Annotated in this window: 16 protein-coding genes; 11 read left to right on the plus strand and 5 right to left on the minus strand. The window is 35.3% G+C overall.

The window, feature by feature from the left end; translation table 11 throughout:
* Positions 1 to 69 precede the first annotated feature (69 nt).
* The gene (locus ABZP37_RS12800) at positions 70 to 1,311 is read right to left on the minus strand and encodes an HD domain-containing protein (protein WP_366183517.1); all 1,242 of its coding nucleotides are present in this window, start codon (positions 1,309 to 1,311) and stop codon (positions 70 to 72) included.
* A gap of 189 nt (positions 1,312 to 1,500) precedes the next feature.
* Here ABZP37_RS12800 and ABZP37_RS12805 point away from each other — a divergent pair, with 189 nt between their 5' ends.
* Genes ABZP37_RS12805 through ABZP37_RS12820 form a run of 4 tightly spaced genes read left to right on the plus strand, consistent with a single transcriptional unit; the run spans position 1,501 to position 7,692 of the window.
* Complete coding sequence (locus ABZP37_RS12805) at positions 1,501 to 1,995, plus strand: hypothetical protein (protein WP_366183518.1); 495 nt, start codon at positions 1,501 to 1,503, stop codon at positions 1,993 to 1,995.
* Between the two features lie 9 nt (positions 1,996 to 2,004).
* On the plus strand, positions 2,005 to 3,117 hold the full coding sequence (locus ABZP37_RS12810) for an efflux RND transporter periplasmic adaptor subunit (RefSeq protein WP_366183519.1): 1,113 nt from the start codon (positions 2,005 to 2,007) through the stop codon (positions 3,115 to 3,117).
* Positions 3,118 to 3,137: 20 nt separating this feature from the next.
* Positions 3,138 to 6,290, plus strand: a complete 3,153-nt coding sequence (locus tag ABZP37_RS12815) for an efflux RND transporter permease subunit (RefSeq protein ID WP_366183520.1) — start codon at positions 3,138 to 3,140, stop codon at positions 6,288 to 6,290.
* Between the two features lies 1 nt (position 6,291).
* The gene (locus ABZP37_RS12820; protein ID WP_366183521.1) at positions 6,292 to 7,692 is read left to right on the plus strand and encodes an efflux transporter outer membrane subunit; all 1,401 of its coding nucleotides are present in this window, start codon (positions 6,292 to 6,294) and stop codon (positions 7,690 to 7,692) included.
* A 618-nt stretch (positions 7,693 to 8,310) separates the two neighbouring features.
* Here ABZP37_RS12820 and ABZP37_RS12825 read toward each other — a convergent pair.
* From ABZP37_RS12825 to ABZP37_RS12835, 3 genes are all read right to left on the minus strand, one after another.
* Positions 8,311 to 9,501 (minus strand): thioredoxin family protein, encoded by a 1,191-nt coding sequence (locus ABZP37_RS12825; protein WP_366183522.1) that lies wholly within the window; start codon positions 9,499 to 9,501, stop codon positions 8,311 to 8,313.
* 152 nt (positions 9,502 to 9,653) lie between these two features.
* On the minus strand, positions 9,654 to 10,253 hold the full coding sequence (locus ABZP37_RS12830) for a transposase (RefSeq protein WP_366183523.1): 600 nt from the start codon (positions 10,251 to 10,253) through the stop codon (positions 9,654 to 9,656).
* Between the two features lie 3,897 nt (positions 10,254 to 14,150).
* Complete coding sequence (locus tag ABZP37_RS12835; RefSeq protein ID WP_366183524.1) at positions 14,151 to 15,566, minus strand: HEPN domain-containing protein; 1,416 nt, start codon at positions 15,564 to 15,566, stop codon at positions 14,151 to 14,153.
* A 525-nt stretch (positions 15,567 to 16,091) separates the two neighbouring features.
* Here ABZP37_RS12835 and ABZP37_RS12840 point away from each other — a divergent pair.
* From ABZP37_RS12840 to ABZP37_RS12870, 7 genes are all read left to right on the plus strand, one after another.
* Positions 16,092 to 17,447, plus strand: coding sequence for a Na(+)-translocating NADH-quinone reductase subunit A (locus tag ABZP37_RS12840; protein WP_366183525.1), 1,356 nt, complete (start codon positions 16,092 to 16,094; stop codon positions 17,445 to 17,447).
* 1,165 nt (positions 17,448 to 18,612) lie between these two features.
* Complete coding sequence (locus ABZP37_RS12845) at positions 18,613 to 19,794, plus strand: NADH:ubiquinone reductase (Na(+)-transporting) subunit B (protein WP_366183526.1); 1,182 nt, start codon at positions 18,613 to 18,615, stop codon at positions 19,792 to 19,794.
* Positions 19,787 to 20,518 carry an NADH:ubiquinone reductase (Na(+)-transporting) subunit C gene (nqrC, locus tag ABZP37_RS12850; protein WP_366183527.1) on the plus strand — a complete coding sequence of 244 codons (732 nt, stop codon included), beginning with the start codon at positions 19,787 to 19,789 and terminating at the stop codon, positions 20,516 to 20,518. The genes ABZP37_RS12845 and nqrC overlap by 8 nt, the downstream gene beginning before the upstream one ends.
* Before the next feature lie 11 nt (positions 20,519 to 20,529).
* Positions 20,530 to 21,210 (plus strand): NADH:ubiquinone reductase (Na(+)-transporting) subunit D, encoded by a 681-nt coding sequence (locus tag ABZP37_RS12855; RefSeq protein WP_366183528.1) that lies wholly within the window; start codon positions 20,530 to 20,532, stop codon positions 21,208 to 21,210.
* Positions 21,211 to 21,239: 29 nt separating this feature from the next.
* Complete coding sequence (gene nqrE / locus ABZP37_RS12860) at positions 21,240 to 21,854, plus strand: NADH:ubiquinone reductase (Na(+)-transporting) subunit E (protein ID WP_366183529.1); 615 nt, start codon at positions 21,240 to 21,242, stop codon at positions 21,852 to 21,854.
* Positions 21,855 to 21,873: 19 nt separating this feature from the next.
* Complete coding sequence (gene nqrF / locus ABZP37_RS12865; protein ID WP_366183530.1) at positions 21,874 to 23,139, plus strand: NADH:ubiquinone reductase (Na(+)-transporting) subunit F; 1,266 nt, start codon at positions 21,874 to 21,876, stop codon at positions 23,137 to 23,139.
* 116 nt (positions 23,140 to 23,255) lie between these two features.
* On the plus strand, positions 23,256 to 24,251 hold the full coding sequence (locus ABZP37_RS12870; RefSeq protein WP_366183531.1) for an FAD:protein FMN transferase: 996 nt from the start codon (positions 23,256 to 23,258) through the stop codon (positions 24,249 to 24,251).
* Here ABZP37_RS12870 and ABZP37_RS12875 read toward each other — a convergent pair.
* Positions 24,248 to 24,433 (minus strand): membrane or secreted protein, encoded by a 186-nt coding sequence (locus tag ABZP37_RS12875; protein ID WP_366183532.1) that lies wholly within the window; start codon positions 24,431 to 24,433, stop codon positions 24,248 to 24,250. The genes ABZP37_RS12870 and ABZP37_RS12875 overlap by 4 nt on opposite strands.
* Between the last annotated feature and the right edge of the window lie 26 nt (positions 24,434 to 24,459).

Here is a 24,459-nt window from a genome sequence, read left to right on the forward strand (position 1 = left end):
ATAATCATAAACAGCTATTAAAAAATGATTGTCCTTTTCCATTCCGACAAAAATATAAAAAATATGATGTTAAATCTTTATTTGTTCGAGTTGTTTTGGGAAACAAATATAGTATTTAGTTACTGATTTTGATAATGATTTTAAATTCAACTGATCTGGTGATTCAAAAACGTCTTCAACGGACCGGTCTTTTTTTAATATTCGAATGGGTTCTGCCTCCATACTGTAAGCTTGATTTTTTATTTTTCCCTTAAAAATAAAATAATTAGTATCCTGTACGCTTATATTATTTTCAATAGCAAACTTTTCCCTTAATAGCTCTAAATCAGTAATAGTAGGTTTTTCGCTAGATAATATAATTTTTAATAAATCCCGATTAATAATCATACTACTCAACGTAGATAATATAAAATCCTCGTTATTCTGCCAAGCTTTTAAGGCACTAATTACATCAAAATCATCCAATTGAGCAAATAAATCTAAATTTTTTGAATTGAAAGTTTCAAGAGTAATTCTATTTTGCATAAAATACATCAATGGCTCGCTACAAGGTAATTCGATTCCTTTGGTAGTTAACTCTTTGGCGCGTTTTAATACTTTGGTCAAAATCAACTCTGCAACTAAACTAGTTTTATGTAAATATGCTTGCCAGTACATTAATCGTCTGGACATCAAGAACTTTTCAACTGAATATATTCCTTTTTCTTCAATCACTAAAACATCATCAACCACATTCATCATCTGAATGAGACGCTCTGAGTTAACATTGCCCTCTGCAACACCTGAATAAAAACTATCTCTTTTTAGATAATCCATTCGATCCATATCCAACTGACTTGAAATCAATTGTAGCATGAACTTCCTGTGATATTCTCCTTTGAAAACCTGAATAGCTAAATCTAATTGTCCTTCGAATTCCTTATTTAAATGTTCCATGAATAAAAGAGAAATTTCTTCATGATGCACTTCTTCGACTATGGTTTTTTCCATGGTGTGTGAAAAAGGGCCGTGTCCAATGTCATGAAGTAAAATAGCGATATATAAAGCGTTTTTCTCTTCTTCACTAATAAAAACTCCTTTAAAACGCAAAACATCTACGGCTTTTTGCATCAAGTGCATGCAGCCTAAAGCGTGATGAAAACGAGTATGATTAGCTCCCGGATACACTAGATAAGACAGGCCCATTTGGGTAATTCGACGCAAACGTTGAAAATAAGGGTGCTGAATTAAGTCGTATATTAATGTATTGGGTATGGTAATAAACCCATAAATAGGGTCATTAAATATTTTTAGTTTATTAATTTCAGTCACCAGATCTTCTATTTTAGGTCCACAAATATATACAAATTAGTGTTTAAATCCGGTAGTAAACCGCTTTCGTTTCAATATTTATTCATTTATATTCATATTAATTTAGGTATTTAACCTTTAACAAAAAATTAAGTTCGTTTAGTTCGGTAATTACCGAACCAGTTGTAAATTTGCAAAAAATAATTTATAATGAATATTGAAAAAGACAGAGCAGAAATCATTGAGTTGTTTGGTGTTCATTTTGCCCAACTTTACAACATACCTCCACTTGCCTCAAGGATATTGGGTACATTAATTATAGACGGATGTAAAACAGGACTCACTTTTGAATCCTTAGTAGAGAAAATGGGTGCTAGTAAAAGTTCTATTTCTACTAATTTGAATTTACTACTTAAAATGGATAAAGTCACTTATTTTACAATTGCAGGAGATCGTAAAAAATATTTTAAACCTGCGGATTTAAGTGAACGCTTGGCAAATTACCACAAACTCATTGATTCAGAAATGGACATTATGGATCGAATGGTTAATTATAGAGAAGCAACAGCATCCTGTCCCGAAGAAATATGCAACTTAGAAAACGTGAAAGCCTATCGGACGCACGTTATCGAGGTTGGGAAATTGTTTACCAAAACAATCAATGAATTTAAAACAATTGAAAGCAATAATAAAAACAATAAATAAGCAATTACAATGAAGAAAATTTCATTAACCATTATAAGTTTAGTACTCCTAGTAGCTTGTGGAAAGAAAAACGAAGCACCTAAAGCGCCTCCAATTATGCCTTATAAAGTAGTGGAAGTCGCAGCATCTAGCACTACTCTACTAGCTGAATATCCAGCTACATTAGAAGGAATTACAGATATTGACATACGTGCAAAAGTAGACGGTTATATCGAGAAAATATATGTTCAAGAAGGTCAAGAAGTTCGAAAAGGACAACTACTTTTTAAACTAGAAACTCAAACTGCGAATCAAGAAGCGAGTGCGGCCAAAGCAAAAGTGACTGCTGCACAAGTAGAAGTTAATCGTTTGAAGCCATTAGTAGAGCGCAATATCATTAGTGATGTGCAATTGGCAACCGCTAAAGCAAATTTAGCAAGTGCAAACAGTACGTATCAAGGAATTGTTGCTAAGATCAATTATGCATCTATCAAAAGTCCTGTAAACGGAATTGTGGGAACATTGCCTTTGCGAATTGGTAGTTATGTAAGCAGTCAAACGGCTGAACCATTAACTCGTATTTCAGATGTTAGTACCATTTATGCTTATTTTTCTGTGAATGAAAAGCAACAGTTGGACATTATGATGAATGCTGCAGGAACTACTTTTCAAGATAAAATTTCCAAAATGCAAAAGGTAAACTTAATCCTAAGCAACGGAATGGAATACGAGCAAAAAGGTAAAATTGAAACTTTTAGTGGTCAAGCGAATACTCAAACCGGTTCGTTTAATGTAAGAGCCAGTTTTCCTAACGCTAACAAATTATTGCGTTCTGGAGGAAGTGGAACGATTCAAATTCCTACTGATTTAAAAGATGTGATTTTGATTCCACAAAATGCAACTTTGGAGTTACAAGACAAACGTGTCGTTCTAATTGCCGATAAAGACAACAAAGTAAAAGCCATTCCTGTAGTGGTTCGTGCAGTACCTGGAGGACAATTTTTTGTAGTTGATAAAGGATTAAATATAAAAGATAAAATTTTGATAGAAGGAGTTGGAATTGTTGCTGAGGGCACTGAAATCAAACCAGAATTAGTGAATTATGCTACTATAATCAATCCAGAAAAAAAAGCAATTAACTAACTCGAATAAAAATAAACAATATGTTTTCAAAATTCATTGACAGGCCCGTATTGTCAACGGTGATTTCTATTATCATTGTCATACTGGGAGTATTAGGATTGATCTCGCTTCCCGTTTCACAATATCCAGAAATAGCGCCACCTACAGTATCCGTTTCTGCAACTTACCAAGGAGCAAGTGCCGAAGTGGTAATGAACTCGGTAGTAATTCCATTAGAAGAACAAATTAATGGTGTAGAAGACATGACTTATATGACTTCTACTTCCAATAATGATGGTTCGGCATCGATAAACATTTATTTCAAATTGGGTACCAATCCCGATTTGGCGGCGGTAAATGTTCAAAACCGTGTTGCTCGTGCAGCTTCTTTGTTACCACAAGAAGTTACAAAAGCAGGGGTTACTACGTCAAAAAGACAAAGTGATAATATCTTGATTTTATCTTTATACAGTGAAAATCCTGAATATGATATTACTTTTCTTCAAAACTACGCCAACATAAACCTTATTCCGAAAATGAAGCGTGTACCAGGTGTTGGAGAAGCGATCATATTTGGACAAAGAGATTACTCGATGCGTATTTGGTTAAAACCAGACGTAATGGGAGCTTATGGTTTAGTACCGTCTGATATTACTGCTTTATTAGCAGAACAAAATATTGAGGCTGCTCCTGGACAATTAGGAGAAAATGCCGATCAATCTTTTCAATATACCTTAAAATACAAAGGGCGTTTACAAAGTACCCAAGAGTTTGAGGAAATCATTGTTCGCTCTACTCCAAATGGAGAAGTACTAAAATTAAGTGATGTTGCTCGAATTGAATTAGGAGCGGTAAACTACGCTAGTAATTCGTACACCAACGGAAATCAATCTATTGCGATTGCGATTGCACAAACAGCAGGTTCCAATGCGCAGGAAGTGATTGAAGGTTCATTGAAAGTATTAGAGCAGTCGTCTGCAAACTTTCCAAAAGGAGTAAAATATGCTACCTTAATTAATGCCAACGACTTCTTGGAAGAGTCGATTACCAAAGTGGTTCATACATTAATTGAAGCTTTTATATTGGTGTTTTTAGTAGTTTTCGTCTTTTTACAAGATTGGAGATCTACTTTGATTCCTGCTATCTCAGTACCCGTTGCTATTGTTGGAACGTTCTTTTTCCTAAGTTTGTTTGGCTTTACCATCAATTTATTGACACTTTTTGCCTTAGTACTCGCGGTCGGAATTGTAGTCGATGATGCCATTGTAGTCGTCGAAGCCGTGCATGCCAAAATGGAAGCTGGAGAAAACGATCCCAAAAAGGCGGCTCATAGCGCCATGGGTGATATTAGTGGTGCCATCATTTCGATAACCTTAGTAATGGCAGCGGTATTTATTCCGGTTTCGTTTATTAGTGGTTCGGCTGGGGTTTTCTACAAACAATTCGGATTAACATTGGCGATTGCCATTGTACTTTCTGCAATTAATGCCTTGACCTTATCCCCTGCTTTGTGTGCTATTTTCTTAAAACCTCATGATAAAAAGACGCATAGCGGATTTATGGACCGTTTTTATACGGCCTTTAACGTTGGTTTTGAAAGCACAACGTCGAAATACAAAAGATCGGTTGAATTTTTGGTAAAACGTAAATGGTTAGCATTCCTTGGAATTGCCGTTTTTGCTGGAATATTTGTTTTATTATTAAACATCACTCCAAAAGCCTTCGTACCTAGTGAAGATACTGGAGCAATCCTTTCAGATGTTTCATTGGCACCAGGAACTTCATTAGAAAGAACCGAAGAAATCTTGGTACAAATTCAAGATAAAGTAAAAGATATGCCAGAAGTAAAAGAAGTACTTCGTATCTCTGGACGTAGTTTGATTAGTGGAACTGGTAGTAACTACGGAATGGTTATTTTGAAATTAAAACCATGGGCAGATCGTAAAGAAGCCAATCAAGAAGCAGGTGCCTTAGTCCAAGAATTGTTCAAACGTGCTGCTACTATAAAAGATGCTAAAGTATTGTTTTTTGCTCGTCCTACTTTGACTGGTTTTGGTTATTCGAATGGTTTCGAATTCCAATTGCAAGATCAAAAAGGGGGAACGATTCAAGAACTAAACGAGGTGAAAAATAAATTCTTGGCAGACTTAAATAGTCGTCCAGAAGTGAAATATGCGGCAACGAACTTTTCACCAAATTTCCCTCAGTATCGAATTGATTTGAATGTGGCAGCGATCAAAAAATCGGGACTTACAGTGACCGATATTTTAGGAACCATGCAAGGATATTACGGTGGAGTTTATGCTTCCAATTTCAATAAATTCGGAAAACAATACCGTGTAATGTACCAATCAGAGCCTCAATTTAGAAGCGATCCAGAATCGTTGAATAAAGTAATGGTTCGAAATAATAACGGACAAATGGCGCCTATTTCGCAATTTGTTACACTAGAAAAAACTTTTGGACCTCAAGCAATTGATCGTTTCAACTTGTTTACTTCTGTTAAAGTTACGGGAGCGCCAAATGAAGGATTTAGTAGTGGAGATGCGATTAAAGCGGTTGAAGAAGTAGCTGCTCAAAGTTTACCACTTGGTTATGGATATGAGTACTCAGGAATGACCCGTGAGGAAATTAGCGCAGGTAGTCAAACCTTGTTCATTTTCTTATTGTGTTTAGTATTTGTTTATTTCTTACTAGCGGCACAATATGAGAGTTACATCTTGCCATTTGCAGTATTAATTTCGTTGCCAATTGGTTTAGCAGGAGCTTATATTTTTGCTTTTTTCTTTAATATTAGTAACAATATTTACCTCCAGATTACCTTAATCATGTTGATTGGTTTACTAGCCAAGAATGCGATTTTGATCGTAGAATTTGCTGCCGATGCACGTCGAAAAGGATTGAGCATTACCCAAGCAGCAGTGCAGGGTTCTGTAGCTCGTTTACGTCCTATTTTGATGACTTCATTTGCTTTTATCCTTGGTTTATTACCATTGATGTTGGCTCAAGGAGCAGGAGCTGTAGGAAACAAAGCGATTGGAACAGGAGCAATTGGCGGAATGTTAATCGGTACTATTTTGGGAGTATTCGTAGTTCCAATTTTGTTTATCGTTTTCCAAACGTTGCAAGAAAAGGTTTCGATCAAACCGTTACCGGTAGCTAATGAAACAGATGTTAATACTTTAGAAAATTAAAATGAAAAATAAAATATATAAAGTAGGTGTTCTCGTTGTCACGGCAACCCTAATGCAAGCGTGTTTTGTTGCCAAAGACTATCAACGACCGGATGTAAAAACATCCGATTTGTACCGCACAGAACAAGCTACAACCGATTCACTTTCGATGGCCAATCTAAGTTGGGACAAAATCTTTACAGATCCTCTTTTGCAAGGATATATCCAAAAAGGGTTAGAAAACAATCTAGATATTCGCATTGCCATGCAAAATCTCGCGGCTGCTGAGGCAACCATGAAACAAGGAAAATCAGGTTACTTCCCTACCCTAAGTGTTTCTACAGACTGGACGCATACTGAACTGTCAAAAAACAGTCAGTTTGGTGCTATTGTAAACAACACTTCGGTAGACCAATACCAACTGTATGGAAGTTTGTCTTGGGAAGCGGATATTTGGGGGAAAATAAGAAGTAACCAAAGAGGAACGCAAGCTTCCTTTTTGCAAACACAAGCAGCCAATCAAGCGATTAAAACGCAACTTATTGCTTCTATAGCTTCTACATATTATCAGTTGTTAGCCATCGATGAGCAAATTAAAATTGCCGAAAACACGTTGGTAAACAGAGAGCAAAGTATCGAAACCATTCTTGCTTTGAAAAAAGCAGGATCGGTTACGGAAGTAGGTGTCAAACAAACCGAAGCGCAAAAATTCGCAACAGAATTGATTCTAGCGGATTTAAAAAACAGCACTATTTTACTAGAAAATACGCTTAGTGTACTTTTAGGACAAGGACCTACAAAAATAGAGCGATCTACTTTTAGTGCTTATCCCCTGCAGTCAGATCTTAATGTAGGTGTGGCAGCCAGTTTATTACGTAACAGACCCGATGTTATTGCTGCAGAGTACAATTTGATCACCAATTTTGAAATGACAAATGTGGCCAAAAGCAGTTTTTATCCTTCTTTGAAAGTCAATGCAAATGTAGGTTTGCAAAGTATTGATATCCAAAAATGGTTGAGCGCCAATTCTATTTTTGCCTCTGTAATTACAGGATTAACACAACCAATTTTTAATCAAAGACAAATTAGAACCAAGCATGAAATTGCCATAGCCAATCAAGAAAAAGCTTATTTACAGTTTGAGCAATCGCTCTTAACCGCTGGTAAAGAAGTTTCAGATGCTTTAGCGCAATACAAAAACGAGTCGTACAAGATTTCTGTTAGAGAAAAACAAGTAGCCTCGTTGACAAAAGCTTCTAGCTTTTCAGAAGAATTATTGACTTACGGACTAGCCAATTATTTAGAGGTTTTAACCTCCAAAAATGATGCACTCAACGCACAATTAAATCTCGCCGACAATAAATATCAACAATACAAAGCCGTTATACAATTGTATAGAGCCTTAGGTGGCGGATGGCAATAGTAAATTCCCTGTACGGAATTAATTTTGGTTAATTTGATTCTAAAGCCACTGAGTATTCGTACTTAGTGGCTTTTTTTTGTTTAGGAGCAGAAGATTTGATTTTCAAAATACGTTCCCTCCTGCTCTGCACTGTATCTTTATGGCTTTAAAAGAAAGCCATAAAGGATGCCGTTTCGATCAGGGCTAATTAGGAAGTTTTTGTTTTCATAATTACGATGGTTTGAAGCGTAAATCCAACTCAAAGTCATTGCAAGCTAAGCTTGGTAATCACACATTGCGCTTAATTTTTTTAACCATATAAGCCATATAAGTTTTTCCTTTTTGGTTTTCTAAAATTTTTAGACCTAAGTAAAACTAAGTGCATATAAGTTATTTTATAAAAGCATAAAAAATACACAAACTTGACATGAGATAGGAATCTCAGACAATCAATTAAAAAGAAGCAAAACTATGTAGAGTATTGCGAGCGAAGCGTGGCAATCACTTTGCAAAGAGCACAGAAAGTTGAACAAAACGAAAAATTGAAGTACGACTTAACAAACGTGATTACTTTCCCTAAAAACAGGAACTGGCTGTTCATCCTAATGACGAAAAGCAAAGGAATTTTAATGTGTAAAGTTATTTTATCCCCAACTCCCCATAAAAAGCATCAATTTCTTTAGTACTCCAACCCATAGCAACAATTGTAGCTTTTGCATTTCTGGCATTTTCAATGGCTGCCTTTTTATCACCAATTTTATGGTGTAATCGTGCCAATAGTAAAATAGTTTCAGCAGAATTGTTCAATTCTACCGCTCTTTTCGCCCATGAAATGGCAGTTTTCAAGCTTTCTGTTTCATTTATATAGCTGTTGTAATTTTTGGTGATTCCGTTAAGGATAGAATAATCGCTCCAAGCGAATTTTGAAACCGATTCTAGAGTCGTTTCTTGGTATTTTTTCCAATTCTTGATTCCCTCATACATTTGTAAATCATTTCTAAAAACCAAGGAATCTACTTTGGATAATTTAATATTTTTTGCAATTATTCGAGTTTTGGAATAGTTGATCGAATCCAAACTATTCATGCTCGTAGCAAACGTTCTCTTGACCACATCTACAATCTTGGTTTCGACTCTTTTGGGAGAAGAAACTTTGGCAAAATCGGCTTGATGGTTTACCATCAAATCAAAGGATTTCGAATTCAAATCGTTTACACCATAAGCTACAATTTTCCAATTCATAGGCGTAAAAAGTTGTTCTTTGGACTGCGTTGCCAAAAATTGGCCCGTCACTTCATCGCTTTTCTCGGCATCAATGCTTTTCTTTAAAGTATATAAATAGGCAAAACATTTATCAGGATTGCTTCTGTCTTGATTGAATTGCTTTTCCAAAAAAGGCAGCTGATTGTATGGATTTAACGCTTTTTGACCTTCTATTATAAAAGCTTCAGAAGTAAATTCACCGCCCGAACTGTAAATATGTGTTTCCTTTTCGTCCAGAAATACATAAGTGGGATAGGATTTTATGTTGAATCTTTTCATGAATTCTTTTCCTTGTAAGGTTTCAGAGTCCATCATTACATTGACAAAATTGTCGTTGAAAAATGTAATAACCGCAGGATCTGTCAAAACGGTACTTTTCATTTTATTGCAATGCACACACCAACTGGCATAAACCATTACAAAAATGTTTTTTTTCGTCGCTTTGGACTCCACCACAGCTGATTGTATATCGTTTTGTATAAAATCGATGGTTGTCTTTTGTGCGTTTACCGTTGCCGTAAAAAGCAAAATAATAAAGATAAAAGTATGTTTTATTGTTGTTTTCATGTACAATTATAGGATGCTAATACTATTTGTAATAAACGGCAATTTAAGATTTTTGACTGTACTTTGAAATGATAATTAAGTAAAGAGTTTTTTTTATATGACCGATACGCAACTAAGTCCCGCTCTAATTTTATATAGCAATTTACTTCGCTCTAATATTGATTATATTTAGTAAAATTATTCAAATTCAGGACATCAACTACTGGTAAATCAGCTTTATTAATTTTTAGTAATCCATTATCAGAAACATAATTACTGGCGCTAGAATAAAGATAGTGTGATGCTTTTTCTACAATTCCTGCACGAACAGGGTTTAGGTGAATATAATCTAATTTCGACCACATGAATTTGTCACTATAAATTTCTTCAGGATGATTGCCATATTGCCAAAACTGATAATTTTTGTTTCTACTGTGAGTTTCTGTTGAATTTTTAAATCGTTCTAACATCCATTCACGTCGACTCTCTGGATCTGTTTTTATTTTTTCAATAATTTTTGTTGCAGTAAATTTTTTAAAATCACGCAACAAATCAGACAACTTTCCATCGCTAGATTGTATAACTATATGAATATGATTACTCATAATAACATAACCGTACAAAATCATACTTTTATGCTTTATACAGTGCTCAATACTTTCTATAACTATGTCCCTATAGGTTTTTCTAGTAAACACGTCTACCCAATCAACAACAGTAGCAGTAATAAAATGTGGTAACGATTGGTCTCTAATTTTATATCCTTCTTGCATTTGTTTTTTTAATCTAATTTAAGAATTTATTTAAATAAATGTACGTTTGTTTGAACATCATTACGAGTACGAAGTCTCCCGACTTCGTACACAATCCAACTGGCCGTTCCAATTTTTTAAACTTCTTGAAAATAATGTAAAAAAGCACGGTTATTTTACTAACTGTGCTAATTGAAATTTGCATACTGTTGCGGGTGCGAAGTCAGGAGACTTTGGACAGCATTCCATAATTATATTTGGTTGATACAAGCATATTTGATTATTGTAACGTTTCAGGAAATAACATCATGAAAAAGTTCGTGAGGCTGAACGAATCCGTGTTGCTGTGCGAAGTCTCCCGATTTCGTATCCAATCCAATTGATCGTTCTTGTTTTTTAAGCTTCTTTAAACTAATGTAAAAAAGCACAGTTATTTTACTAATTGTGCTAATTGAAATTTGCATACTGTTGCGGGTGCGAAGTCAGGAGACTTCGCACAGCATTCCATAATTATATTTTGTTGATACAAGCATACTTAGTTATTGTAACGTTTCGTAAAATAGCAAAATTAAAAAGTTCGTGAAGCTGATCGAATCCGTGTTGCTGTGCGAAGTCTCCCGACTTCGTACACAATCCAATTAACCGTTCTAATTTTTTAAACTTCTAGATAACTAATGTAAAAAAGCACAGCTATTTTACTAATTGTGCTAATTGAAATTTGCATACTGTTGCGGGTGCGAAGTCAGGAGACTTCGCACAGCATTCCATAATTATATTCTGTTGATACAAGCATACTTAGTTATTGTAACGTTTCGTAAAATAGCAAAATTAAAAAGTTCGTGAAGCTGATCGAATCCGTGTTGCTGTGCGAAGTCTCCCGACTTCGTACACAATCCAATTAACCGTTCTAATTTTTTAAACTTCTAGATAACTAATGTAAAAAAGCACGGTTATTTTACTAACTGTGCTAATTGAAATTTGCATACTGTTGCGGGTGCGAAGTCAGGAGACTTCGCACAGCGTTCCATAATAATATTTTGTTGATACTAGAATATTTGATTATTGTAACGTTTCACAAAATAACAAAATTAAAAAGTTCGTGAGGCTGAACGAATTCGTGTTGCTGTGCGAAGTCTCCCGACTTCGTACCCAATCCAATTGACCGTTCCAATTTTTTGAGCTTCTAGAAACTAATGTAAAAAAGCACAGCTATTTTACTAACTGTGCTAATTGAAATTTGTATACTGTTGCGGGTACGAAGTCAGGAGACTTCGCACAGCATTCCATAATAATATTTTGAAGATACAAGGATATTTGATTATTGTAACATTTCCCAAAACAACATCATTAAAAAATTCGTGAGGCTGAGCGAATCCGTGTTGCTGTGCGAAGTCTCCCGACTTCGTACCCAATCCAATTGACCGTTCCAATTTTTAAACTTCTTGAAAATAATGTAAAAAAGCACAGTTATTTTACTAACTGTACTAATTTAAATTTGAATGCTGTTGCGGGTGCGAAGTCAGGAGACTTCGCACGGCATTCCAGAATTATATTTTGTTGATACAAGCATACTTAGTTATTGTAACGTTTCGTAAAATAACAAAATTAAAAAGTTCGTGAAGCTGATCGAATCCGTGTTGCTGTGCGAAGTCTCCCGACTTCGTACACAATCCAATTGACCTTTCCAATTATTTAAGCTTCTTGAAACTAATGTAAAAAAGCACAGATTTTACTAACTGTGCTTATTGGAATTTGAATACTGTTGCGGGTGCGAGTCAGGAGACTTCGCACAGCATTCCATAATTATATTTTGTTAATACATGAATATTTGATTATTGTAACGTTTCCCAAAATAACATCATGAAAAAGTTCGTGAAGCTGAACGAATCCGTCTTGCTGTGCGAAGTCTCCCGACTTCGTACCCAATCCAATTGACCGTTCCAATTTTTTGAGCTTCTAGAAACTAATGTAAAAAGCACAGCTATTTTACGAATTGTGCTAATTGAAATTGCATACTGTTGCGGGTACGAAGTCAGGAGACTTCGCACAGCATTCCATAATAATATTTTGAAGATACAAGGATATTTAGTTATTGTATCATTTCCCAAAACAACATCATTAAAAAGTTCGTGAGGCTGAAAAAAATCGTGTTGCTGTGCGAAGTCTCCCGACTTCGTACCCAATCCAATTGACCGTTCCAATTTTTTAAGTTTATTGAAACTAATATAACAAAGCACAGCTATTATACTAACTGTGCTTATTGAAATTTGCATACTGTTGCGGGTACGAAGTCAGGAGACTTCGCACAGCTTTCCATAATACTATTTTGTTGATACCAGAATATTTAGTTATTGTAACGTTTCGCAAAATAACAAAATTAAAAAGTTCGCGAAGCTGAACGAATCCGTGTTGCTGTGCGAAGTCTCCCGACATCGTACCCAATCCAATTGACCATTCCTGTTTTTTTTAACTTCTTGAAACTATTGTAAAAAAGCACAGCTATTTTACTAACTGTGCTAATTGAAATATGTATACTGTTGCGGGTGCGAAGTCAGGAGACTTCGCACCCGCATTCCATAATAATATTTTGAGGATACTAGAATATTTAGTTATTGAAAAGTTTCCTAAAACAACATCATTAAAAAGTTCGTGAGGCTGAACGAATCCGTGTCGCTGTGCGAAGTCTCCCGACTTCGTACCCAATCCAATTGACCGTTCCAATTTTTAAGCTTCTAGAAACTAATGTAAAAAGCACAGCTATTTTACTAACTGTGCTAATTGAAATTTGAATACTGTTGCGGGTACGAAGTTAGGAGACTTCGCACAGCATTCCAGAATTATATTTTGTTGATACTAGTATATTTTTTTATTGTAACATTTCGCAAAATAACATCATTAAAAAGTTCGTGAGGCTAATCGAATCCGTGTTGCTGTGCGAAGTCTCCCGACTTCGTACCCAATCCAATTGACCGTTCCAATTCTTTAAGCTTCTTGAAACTAATGTAAAAAAGCACAGCTATTTTACTAATTGTGCTAATTGAAATTTGCATACTGTTGCGGGTGCGAAGTCAGGAGACTTCGCACAGCATTCCATAATAATATTTTGTTGATACAAGCATACTTAGTTATTGTAACGTTTCGTAAAATAACAAAATTAAAAAGTTCGTGAAGCTGATCGAATCCGTGTTGCTGTGCGAAGTCTCCCGACTTCGTACACAATCCAATTAACCGTTCTAATTTTTTAAACTTCTAGATAACTAATGTAAAAAAGCACGGTTATTTTACTAACTGTGCTAATTGAAATTTGAATACCGTTGCGGGTGCGAAGTCAGGAAACTTCGCACAGCATTCCATAATAATTTTTGGTTGATACAAGGAATTTTGATTATTGTAACATTTCGCAAAATAACATCATTAGAAAGTTCGTGAGGCTAAAAAAAATCGTGTTGCTGTGCGAAGTCTCCCGACTTCGTACACAATCCAATTAACCGTTCTAATTTTTTAAACTTCTAGATAACTAATGTAAAAAAGCACGGTTATTTTACTAACTGTGCTAATTGAAATTTGCATACTGTTGCGGGTGCGAAGTCAGGAGACTTCGCACAGCATTCCATAATTATATTTTGTTGATACTAGTATATTTTTTTATTGTAACATTTCGCAAAATAACATCATTAAAAAGTTCGTGAGGCTAATCGAATCCGTGTTGCTGTGCGAAGTCTCCCGACTTCGTACCCAATCCAATTGACTGTTCCATTTTTTTAAGCTTCTAGAAATTAATTTAAAAAGCACAGCTATTTTACTAACTATGATAAAAGAAATTTGAATACTGTTGCGGGTGCGAAGTCAGGAGACTTCGCACAGCATTCCATAATTATATTTTGTTGATACAAGGAACACCTTGTAGAGCTGGGCAACCTATTCGACTTTTAAATGATTGAAGTTATTCTTGACTTTCTCCAGTAAATGATCAACAGTTTCCTTTGGAAATCCAATTTCATGTAGCAGTCCGATTACCAAAACCAGTTTCATTCGCTCAGACAATAACATTAAATCTCGTTCAGAAATTAGGTGTTTTTCTAATCCAGTTGAATAGTGAGTATAATAGTTTCTTAAATCTTTAATTTGTTTTACGAAAGCATTCTGATCAGGAATTAACTCTTTGAGTGTTTCGTTTGAATATTTGTCTATCAACTCGTTTAACCGTTGATGCAAGTTAAGATGATTACCAAAATTAAACTGCTCATTTAACCAAGGATGATATTTCGCTGGAGTTGAATTTAAAATTTCGGTCTTCATTTCTGTATAGTCTTTTTTTGGAATTTTTGTATGGTTATAAAGTCTTGCATGCAACGTTTCTAGAGCTTGTGCTAGATTTAAGAATGTATTTTCTGAAAATTTGGATTCATTATAAAATTGCTCAAAAAGTAAACTGAATGCTGGCTTCAATTTTTCATATTTTTCGAACCAATTTTTTATGGCTATAGGAAAAAGATTTTCAATTTTTTTGTAATTAAATAGCATCTCCCAAGGATGTAGTTCATTTCGAGTTTTCCTTTTGGATGTAGTTTGGAAAAATTCTATCGGTTTCCGGTACTTTCCAGATTGTCCGTAATCATTTTTTATATTACTGTTATATAAAGTTATTGATGTTGGAAATACACTTCTGTAAATTCCCATAATCAAAAAATTTTGGAAACGCGCTAATAATTTTCTAATATCTTCTAATGGTATGTTTTCGCTTGAGCCGATTTCAATTTCAACATGTTGAGTTATAGATTCCAATTTCAGCGAACTGTACGTAGGCGAAGTACTAGAAAACACAAACTTTCCTGTGAACTTATCGTGCAATTCAAATGCAATATTTTCTGGTAGCTTATAGTCTACACGTATTGATTTTTCACTTAAGTTGTCAATGTTTTCGGAATGCTTAAATCCAGTAATATTTAACCATTCGTCAAAATTTTGCATTGAACTTTTTATCTCATTGAATTGTAAAGATTCTTCAGTTTCAAAATGATGTCCTTTTAAAATGAAGTTTACGATGTACTTCTCGAAAGCTGGACCCGATTCGTTGCCTTTCCGATAAGTTTGTCCACGTCTTGCAACGTTGAAACAATTATAGAGAGTTATATATTCGCTGTTAATAGACAAGCCCAGAATGATAAATGCTTCGGATTGATGTTTTCTATGAAGTATTCCGAAGTCGTCAAAACTTCCAATTAATTCAAGTGTTGCACCTTCAACAGGATCAAAACGCAAAGTGCCGGGAACTCGTTTTTCTTTATTTTCAGGCAAAAACCATAGGCCTTGTATCTCAAACTTTATTATCATAGACAAATGTTTCAACTACTTGCGCACAAATACCATACACTCTTAAAATAAAATAGTTTTATTCCTAATTGGCATCTTATACGTATGTTTTTGTTATTATTAATGTTATCATTTTTACCCAAATATATAAATTAATCTTACAAAACGTAAATAAAAAAACAATACGAAAATTTTAGCCCTGATCGCCGCGGCATCCTCTTGTGTAACGATAGTGGAACAAGAGATACAGCATAGAGCAGGACGACTCGTAATTTGAAAACCCAAATCCTTCTGCTCCTAAAAAAGAAGAGAAAGCGATTCTGTTGGGAATCATTTCTTTGGGATATTGCGCATTTTGAGCTGTTCTAGGTTATTCTTTAATTAAAAATGATTTTGGTGTTGTTTTTTTTGCGAAAATTGACTAAATTAGTGCATTAATCAGTTGTTTTTTAACATAATACTAATACCCATTATCCTATAGCCTACTAAAATTGCAACTGTTTACCCGAAGATCATAAGTACGACCACTAAAACCTAAGTTACTATATGAGTGCATCTATAAAGATTAAAAAGGGATTGAATCTCAAATTGATTGGTGAAGCTGAAAAGTCCCTTTTGGAACTTCCTGTTGCCGAAGTGTTTGCTCTAAAACCAAAGGACTTTGTGGGACTTACGCCCAAAATGTTGGTAAAAGTAGGTGCGAATGTGGTGGCGGGTAGTCCGTTGTTTTATGATAAAAACAATGAGGCGATTCGGTTTTGTGCTCCTGTGAGTGGCGAGGTGATCGAAATTATAAGGGGTGCCAAAAGGGTCATCCTCGAGATAAAAATCCTTGCTGACAGAGCCGTGAAATACGGCAGTTTTACCAAAGCGAATCCCAACGATCTTTCTCCAAAAGAAATCACTGACCAATTGTTGCAATCGGGTGTTTGGCCGTTTATCCGCCAACGTCCTTATGGCACGATTGCGAATCCTAGCGATAGCCCAAAAGCGATTTTTATTTCGGCTTTTGATACCAACCCGTTGGCGCCAGATAATGATTTTGTGCTATCGGGAAAAGAATCTCATTTTCAAACGGGAATTGATGCTTTGCAAAAACTCAGTACGGGAAAAATCCATTTGAATGTAAAAGCCAACAGCTCCCCTGCTCCTGCATTTAGAGGTGCGCAAAAAGTGCAAATCAATACGATTTCGGGACCGCATCCTGCGGGAAATGTAGGTGTGCAAATTCACCACATTGACCCAATTAACAAAGGCGAAATCGTTTGGTACTTGCATCCACAAGATGTGGTTATCATCGGAAAACTTTTTACAGAAGGAATTTATGATCCTTTGCGAATTATTGCCGTGACGGGTTCGCAGGTTAGTTCTCCTAAATATTATAAAACAATTGTGGGTTCGTCCCTCAAAAATATACTTACAGACGCTGGACTTAAAAAAGGCGATAACCGCATTATAAGTGGTTCGATTTTGTCGGGAACGCAAGTAGCTGCTGATGGTTATTTGGGTTTTTACGATTCGCAAGTGACGGTGATTCCAGAAGGAAATGAATATGAATTTATGGGTTGGCTGGCACCTGGATTGGATAAATTTAGCGTTTCGCGTACTTTTTTCTCTTGGTTGACACCTAACAAAAAACACGATTTGAACACCAATTTACACGGTGAGGAACGTCCGTTTGTGATGACAGGACAATATGAAAAAGTGTTTCCGATGGATATTTATCCGGTGCAATTACTGAAATCTATCTTGATTGAAGACATCGACATGATGGAGAAATTAGGAATCTATGAGGTTGCTGAGGAGGATTTTGCGCTTTGCGAGTTGGTGTGTACATCGAAGATTAAATCGCAGGAGATCATCAGGCATGGATTGGATATGGTGCGAAAGGAGTTTAGTTGATTTTTTTTTTACCATATAAGTCATATAAGTTTTTTTTGTTTGTGACAAGTTTAGATAGAAGATCATAAAAGATAGAATTATACTGTTGCTGTTTTTTAAACCATATAAGACATATAAGAATTATAAGATTTTGGTCTGTAAAAAGTTTAAGGCAAGCCTTAATTGAAGAACATATAAGCTGGAGTGATACTGTTGCTGTTTTTTAAACCATATAAGACATATAAGAATTATAAATTTTTATCTATAATAAGTTTAAGGCAAGCCTTAATTGAAGAACATATAAGCTGGAGTGATACTGTTGCTGTTTTTTTAAACCATATAAGAGATATAAGAATTATAAGATTTTGGTCTGTAAAAAGTTTAAGGCAAGCCTTAATTGAAGAACATATAAGCTGGAGTGATACTGTTGCTGTTTTTTAAACCATATAAGACATATAAGAATTATAAATTTTTATCTATAATAAGTTTAAGGCAAGCCTTAATTGATGAACATATAAGCTGGAGTGTTACTGTTGCTGTTTTTTTAAACCATATAAGACATATAAGAAATATAAAATTTTTGTCTATCAAAAGTTTAAAGCAAGCCTTAATTGAAGATCATTTAAGTCGATTTGATACAATATTAAAATTGTTGTTAATGTTGAATGTAATCGTTATTACATACGAGATTTTAATGTCATTCGTTGCCGCAGTCGAGTGTCAAATGTTTGAAGAATCCGTAAAAAGAAAAGCGGTTTGATCCGCCGCGGCGGAGGGTTCTTTTCTTTTAGGATTCGAAAACTAATTTGACCGACGAGTGAACGGAAGACTTGATTTTTTTGTTTCCGTCACCCTGAGCGAAGTCGAAGGGTTGATCAAGCAAAAAAGAAAATTATGAAAACGAGAGCATCTTGTTTAAGAAAAGCGTCAATGATAAAAAGTAAAGTTGTTTGAGTTTTAGTGATTTTTGTTTCCATCACTCTGAGCACATTCGAAGGTTGATCAAGCAAAAAAGAAAATTGTGAAAACGACAATATCTCAGTTAAAAAAATGGGCTTCGACAAGCTCAGCCTGACAAAACGAATTATTAAAGTTACACATTAGCATTTTAAACTTAAATACTATACAATCTATACTATACAATCTAACAGTTACCAAATTTAACAATTAAAAAAAACATCTGAATTTGAAGCCACTTAGAAACTTACTAAACAATCTCAAACCTAATTTTGAAAAAGGGGGAAAACTAGAGAAATTCTATCCCGCTTTTGATGCGTTTGAAACCTTCTTGTTTGTTCCCAACCATACTACCAAAAGCAAGGGTACGCACGTTCGTGATGCGATTGATTTGAAGCGCACCATGATTTTGGTGGTGCTATCTATGATTCCGTGTTTGTTGTTTGGAATGTGGAATATTGGGTACCAACATCATTTGGCTTTAGGAATGGAGAATGTTGCGCTACTGGATAATTTTATTTTTGGAGCGATTAAAGTACTTCCTTTAGTACTAGTATCTTATGGAGCTGGATTAACCACGGAATTTGTGTTTGCCATAATTCGAAAACATACAATTAACGAAGGTTTTTTGGTGTCGGGAATGTTGATTCCGCTTATTATGCCGATAGATGTACCGCTGTGGATGCTGGCGGTGGCGACGATTTTTGCTGTTATTATAGGGAAAGAAGTTTTTGGAGGTACTGGAATGAATGTTTTGAATCCGGCGCTTACGGCTAGAGCATTCTTATTTTTTGCGTATCCTACCAAGATGTCTGGTAACGAAGTTTGGATCAATACGAGCACCGAAAAAGGGCAAACGGTTGTAGATGCTTATAGTGGAGCTACCGCTTTGGGTGACGCCGCAGCAGGATATGCCGAAAAGATTCCAAGTATAATGGATTCTTTCTTGGGCTTTATTCCGGGATCGGTGGGGGAAACCTCTACCCTTGCCTGTTTGATTGGCGCCGCTATTTTATTGTACACAGGCATTGGAAGTTGGCGCATTATGACCTCGGTTTTTGCGGGTGGATTTTTGATGGCATTGATTTTTAATCTTTTTGGACTGAATACATTAATGCAAATCAGTCCACTGCATCATTTGGTATTGGGAGGATTTGCCTTTGGTGCCGTTTTTATGTCAACTGATCCCGTTAGTGCAGCACAAACCAATACTGGAAAATATATTTATGGTTTCTTAATCGGACTGCTGGCGATTCTTTTTAGGGTTTTCAATCCTGCTTACCCAGAAGGAATGATGTTGGCCATTTTATTTATGAATGTTATGGCGCCATTGATAGACCATTATGTAGTAGAAGCGAATATCAAAAAAAGACTAAAAAGAGTTTCCTCAATAAAAAATCAAAATGGATAAAGACAGCAACAAAGCCACGTTTATTTTTTCTTCCGTTATGGTGGTGGTTATCGCGATACTGCTATCAGTAACTGCGATTAGCCTTGCGCCTTTTCAGGATAAAAATATTCGCATCGAAAAGATGAAAAACATATTGACGAGTGTTTCTATTCCTACTGAAACTGCAGGTACCGAAGCCGCTTTTAACCAATACATTACCAAACAAATTGTATTGAATAATAAGGGTGAAGAAGTTGCGGGAAGTGTCGCTGCTTTTGACATCGATCTCAAAAAAGAATTGGACAAAGCCAAAACCGGAAAAGCAGATGAGCAGCTGTTTCCACTCTTTATTTGTAACAAAGACGGAAAACCATTTTACATTATTCCGATAAGAGGAAAAGGATTGTGGGGACCTATTTGGGGTTTCATTTCACTAGAAAGCGACATGAATACGGTTTATGGAGTCAGTTTTGCTCACAAAAGTGAAACACCTGGATTGGGTGCCGAGATAGCTACCGAGAAATTTCAGCAGCAATTTGTTGGTAAGAAAATACTAGATGAAACTGGGAAATTTGTTTCTATTACCGCAATCAAAGGCGGTGCAAAACCAGATGACACTCACGGTGTAGATGCGATTTCGGGAGCAACTATTACCAGTAAAGGAGTCTCTGAAATGATAAAACGAACAGTAAACAATTACATTCCTTATTTCAAAAAACAAGAAGCTGTAGCATCTACAAACTAAAATAACAGGATATGAGCAAAGAAACAATCGCAGTTCCTGCAAAACCTAAAAAGGAAAAAGAGCCTTTATTTTCACCAAAAAATAAAAGACTTTTATACGACCCACTAAATGATAACAATCCCATTACGGTTCAAGTATTGGGGATTTGTTCTGCATTGGCAGTTACCGTAAAAATGAAACCCTCAATTGTGATGGCGCTTGCAGTAATAGTTGTTTGTGCTTTTTCCAATGTTATTATTTCATTGATTCGAAATATTATTCCAAACCGAATTCGAATTATCGTTCAACTAACGGTTGTTGCGGCAATGGTAATATTGGTCGATCAATTTCTAAAAGCTTTTGTGTTCGATGTCAGTAAGCAGTTATCCGTTTTTGTTGGATTAATCATTACCAATTGCATTATCATGGGCCGCTTAGAAGCTTTTGCTATGGCCAACAAACCTTGGCGCTCCTTTTTGGACGGAATCGGTAACGGCTTTGGCTACGGTTTAATTTTAGTCATCGTTTCTATGATTCGGGAATTATTTGGTTCTGGTGAATTAATGGGTTATCGTATTATTCCAGAATCCATTTATAAATTAGGGTACTTTAACAATAGCCTTGTTATCATGCCTCCTATGGCTTTGATCATTGTGGGGATTCTTATCTGGATCCAAAGAAGCCGAAATCAAAAACTAATTGAATCGAAGTAATCAAGTGAAGAACGATTAAACTTATTCCCATGGAAAACATCAATATATTTATAAAAGCAGTCTTTATTGAGAACATGATATTTGCCTATTTTCTGGGCATGTGTTCCTATTTGGCCATTTCAAAAACGGTAAAAAGTGCTGTTGGACTAGGACTTGCAGTAACATTTGTCTTAACCATTTCGGTACCTATTTGTTATCTCCTAGAAAAATTTGTCTTAAAAGCAGGGGCACTACAATGGTTATCGTCTGACTTTGAAACCGTGGATTTAAGTTTTTTAAGTTTTATTATGTTTATTGCAACCATCGCCTCCATCGTGCAGTTAGTAGAGATGATTGTTGAGAAATTTGCTCCCGCATTATACACGTCCTTAGGAATTTTCTTGCCGCTTATTGCGGTAAACTGCTCTATTCTAGGAGGTGCATTATTTATGCAAGAAAGAGAATATGGAACGTTGGGAGAAGCTACTGTTTTTGCCTTTGGTTCTGGTGTAGGATGGTTTCTAGCGATTGTTTCTTTAGCTGCAATTCGAGAAAAATTACGATATTCTAATGTTCCTGCACCTTTGAGAGGTTTGGGGATTACGTTTATTTTGACAGGACTAATGGCTATTGCGTTTATGAGTTTTATGGGGATTTCGATATAAATCTATAATCAAATTAAAAATGATAGTATTAGATATAAATAGCACAACAATAATCAGTAGCGTAATTGTATTTTTACTCTTCATTACGCTGCTTGTATCTTTAATTCTGTATGCCAAATCAAAGCTTACTCCTTCGGGCTTAGTCAAGATAATTATAAACGAAGATGATGAAATTGAAACAGAAGCAGGTTCGTCCTTACTAACTACGTTGTCCAATAAAAAAATATTTTTACCCTCTGCCTGTGGTGGTGGTGGGACCTGTGGGACTTGTAAATGCCAAGTGCTTTCCGGTGGTGGCGAAATATTACCCACTGAAACACCGTATTTTTCTAGAAAAGAACAGCAAAATAATTGGAGATTGGGATGCCAAGTAAAGGTAAAACAGAATATGGAAATCGTTATACCTGCAAGCATTTTGGGTATCCAAAAATGGGAATGTAAAGTTATTTCTAATAACAATGTGGCTACTTACATCAAAGAATTAGTGGTTAAACTGCCCGAAGGTGAATTTTTAAACTTTGAATCAGGCTCCTACATTCAAATTGATATTCCGGAATGCGAAGTAGACTTTGAAAAGGATCTTTACAAAATTGATAGTCGTTTCAAAGAGGACTATGATAAATTTGGGATTTGGAATTTAAAAATGAAAAATACAGAATTTATTTTTAGAGCTTATTCCATGGCAAATCATCCAGCAGAAGGCAATATTGTTATGCTCAACGTTCGATTGGCGACTCCCCCATTCGATCGGAAAAATGGCGGTTTTATGAAACTAAATCCCGGTGTTGCCTCTTCTTATGTTTTTTCACTAAATCCTGGTGATAAAGTCAATGTTTCAGGGCCTTTTGGAGATTTTCATATTAAGCCCACAAAAAGAGAAATGATTTATATAGGCGGAGGAGCAGGAATGGCGCCTTTACGTTCTCATTTATTTCACATTTTTCATACTTTAAAAGAAAAAGACAGAAAAGTAAGTTTTTGGTATGGTGGAAGGTCTTCCAGGGAAGTTTTTTACACTAAAGAATATAAGGAAATAGAAGAAGAATTTCCGAATTTTGATTACAATATTGCACTTTCGGAACCATTACCGGAAGATAATTGGACAGGATATACTGGTTTTATTCATAATGTATTATTCGAAAATTATTTAAAAAATCATGAAGCTCCAGAAGACGTAGAATATTATATCTGTGGACCACCAATGATGAATGCTGCTGTACTTAAAATGCTGGACGATTTAGGAGTTCCTCAAGAGAACATTGCATTTGATGATTTTGGAGGTTAAAGAATTTATTAGACACAAAGGCGCAAAGACACAAAAAACTTCTTTATCTTTCTAATTAAGTTAAGAACGTAAAACACTAGTAAATCAGTGGCTTCGTGGCAAAACAAAATAATTTTATGACAAAAACACTTTTCCTTCTTCTCGGCACTTTACTAATGTTAACGAGTTGCAGTTCCGATAAAAATGAAACAATAAAATTAGAAGGGAATTCGCAAGGTACAACCTACCATATTACTTATTTGTCTCAGGATGGCATCCAGTACAAAAAGCAAATCGATTCCCTATTGACGGATATTGATAATTCCATGTCAACTTGGTTTCCCAATTCGATTATCTCTAGAATAAACAACAATGAAGAAAATGTTGTTGTAGATGATTATTTCAAAACTGTTTTTAATAAAGCTGTGGAAGTATCTCAAAAAACAGAAGGTAATTTTGATATTACAGTTGGCCCTTTGGTCAACGCTATGGGATTTGGACCTACAAATAAAAATGCGTTGAGTAAAACCCAAGTGGATAGTTTACTGCAATTGGTAAATTATAAAAATGTTTTTTTAAAGAATAATCAAATCATAAAAGCAAATCCAGAAATTAAAATTGACTTTAATGCCATTGCACAAGGTTATTCTGTTGACGTCCTGGCTGGTTTTTTGGAAACTAAAGGAATCAATAATTATCTAGTTGAATTGGGTGGAGAAATCAAAGCTAAAGGAAAAAAAGAAAATGAAGAATGGAAAGTTGGTATCGACCAACCTACTGAAGAAAGACAATTAGAAGCCATCATCAATTTAAACAATAGAGCACTAGCGACTTCTGGTAATTATCGAAAATTTTATATTGAAGGTAATCAAAAACTATCGCACATTGTTGATCCAAAAACGGGTTATCCTGCCAAACATAATTTACTAAGCACCACAGTAATTGCTGATGATGGAATTACAGCTGATGCCTATGCCACTGCTTTTATGGTGATGGGTTTAAACAAATCGATTGACTTTCTTGAAAAAAACAAAAGTTTAAAACTGGAGGTTTATTTTATTTATGACGAAAATGGGCAATGGAAAACCCATACTTCTGAAAGTTTAAAGGAACAAATTAAAGAATTGAATTAAGATTTACATTTTTCTTGTGGTTTAGCACCACAAATTCCGCACGCTTCTCCGTCACCTTGTACCAGAGGATTATTACTGCTACAAGTACCGGAAAAGCGTCCGTTTTTTTTAACTAGGATTTTGATGGCAATTCCAGCAATTCCTAATGCTAAAAGTAGAATAGAAAGAAAAATTGTTGCCATAAAGCATTTTTCTAAGTTATGGTAAA

Origin of the sequence: Flavobacterium ovatum, assembly GCF_040703125.1 — a bacterium.
GTDB lineage: Bacteria > Bacteroidota > Bacteroidia > Flavobacteriales > Flavobacteriaceae > Flavobacterium > Flavobacterium ovatum.

Bases quoted from the DNA above. Each gene is read 5' to 3' on its own strand.
- ABZP37_RS12805 (WP_366183518.1), top strand. From the start codon at position 1,501: ATGAATATTGAAAAAGACAGAGCAGAAATCATTGAGTTGTTTGGTGTT.
- ABZP37_RS12810 (WP_366183519.1), top strand. From the start codon at position 2,005: ATGAAGAAAATTTCATTAACCATTATAAGTTTAGTACTCCTAGTAGCT.
- ABZP37_RS12815 (WP_366183520.1), top strand. From the start codon at position 3,138: ATGTTTTCAAAATTCATTGACAGGCCCGTATTGTCAACGGTGATTTCT.
- ABZP37_RS12820 (WP_366183521.1), top strand. From the start codon at position 6,292: ATGAAAAATAAAATATATAAAGTAGGTGTTCTCGTTGTCACGGCAACC.
- ABZP37_RS12825 (WP_366183522.1), bottom strand. From the start codon at position 9,501: ATGAAAACAACAATAAAACATACTTTTATCTTTATTATTTTGCTTTTT.
- ABZP37_RS12830 (WP_366183523.1), bottom strand. From the start codon at position 10,253: ATGCAAGAAGGATATAAAATTAGAGACCAATCGTTACCACATTTTATT.
- ABZP37_RS12835 (WP_366183524.1), bottom strand. From the start codon at position 15,566: ATGATAATAAAGTTTGAGATACAAGGCCTATGGTTTTTGCCTGAAAAT.
- ABZP37_RS12840 (WP_366183525.1), top strand. From the start codon at position 16,092: ATGAGTGCATCTATAAAGATTAAAAAGGGATTGAATCTCAAATTGATT.
- nqrC (WP_366183527.1), top strand. From the start codon at position 19,787: ATGGATAAAGACAGCAACAAAGCCACGTTTATTTTTTCTTCCGTTATG.
- ABZP37_RS12855 (WP_366183528.1), top strand. From the start codon at position 20,530: ATGAGCAAAGAAACAATCGCAGTTCCTGCAAAACCTAAAAAGGAAAAA.
- nqrE (WP_366183529.1), top strand. From the start codon at position 21,240: ATGGAAAACATCAATATATTTATAAAAGCAGTCTTTATTGAGAACATG.
- nqrF (WP_366183530.1), top strand. From the start codon at position 21,874: ATGATAGTATTAGATATAAATAGCACAACAATAATCAGTAGCGTAATT.
- ABZP37_RS12870 (WP_366183531.1), top strand. From the start codon at position 23,256: ATGACAAAAACACTTTTCCTTCTTCTCGGCACTTTACTAATGTTAACG.
- ABZP37_RS12875 (WP_366183532.1), bottom strand. From the start codon at position 24,433: ATGGCAACAATTTTTCTTTCTATTCTACTTTTAGCATTAGGAATTGCT.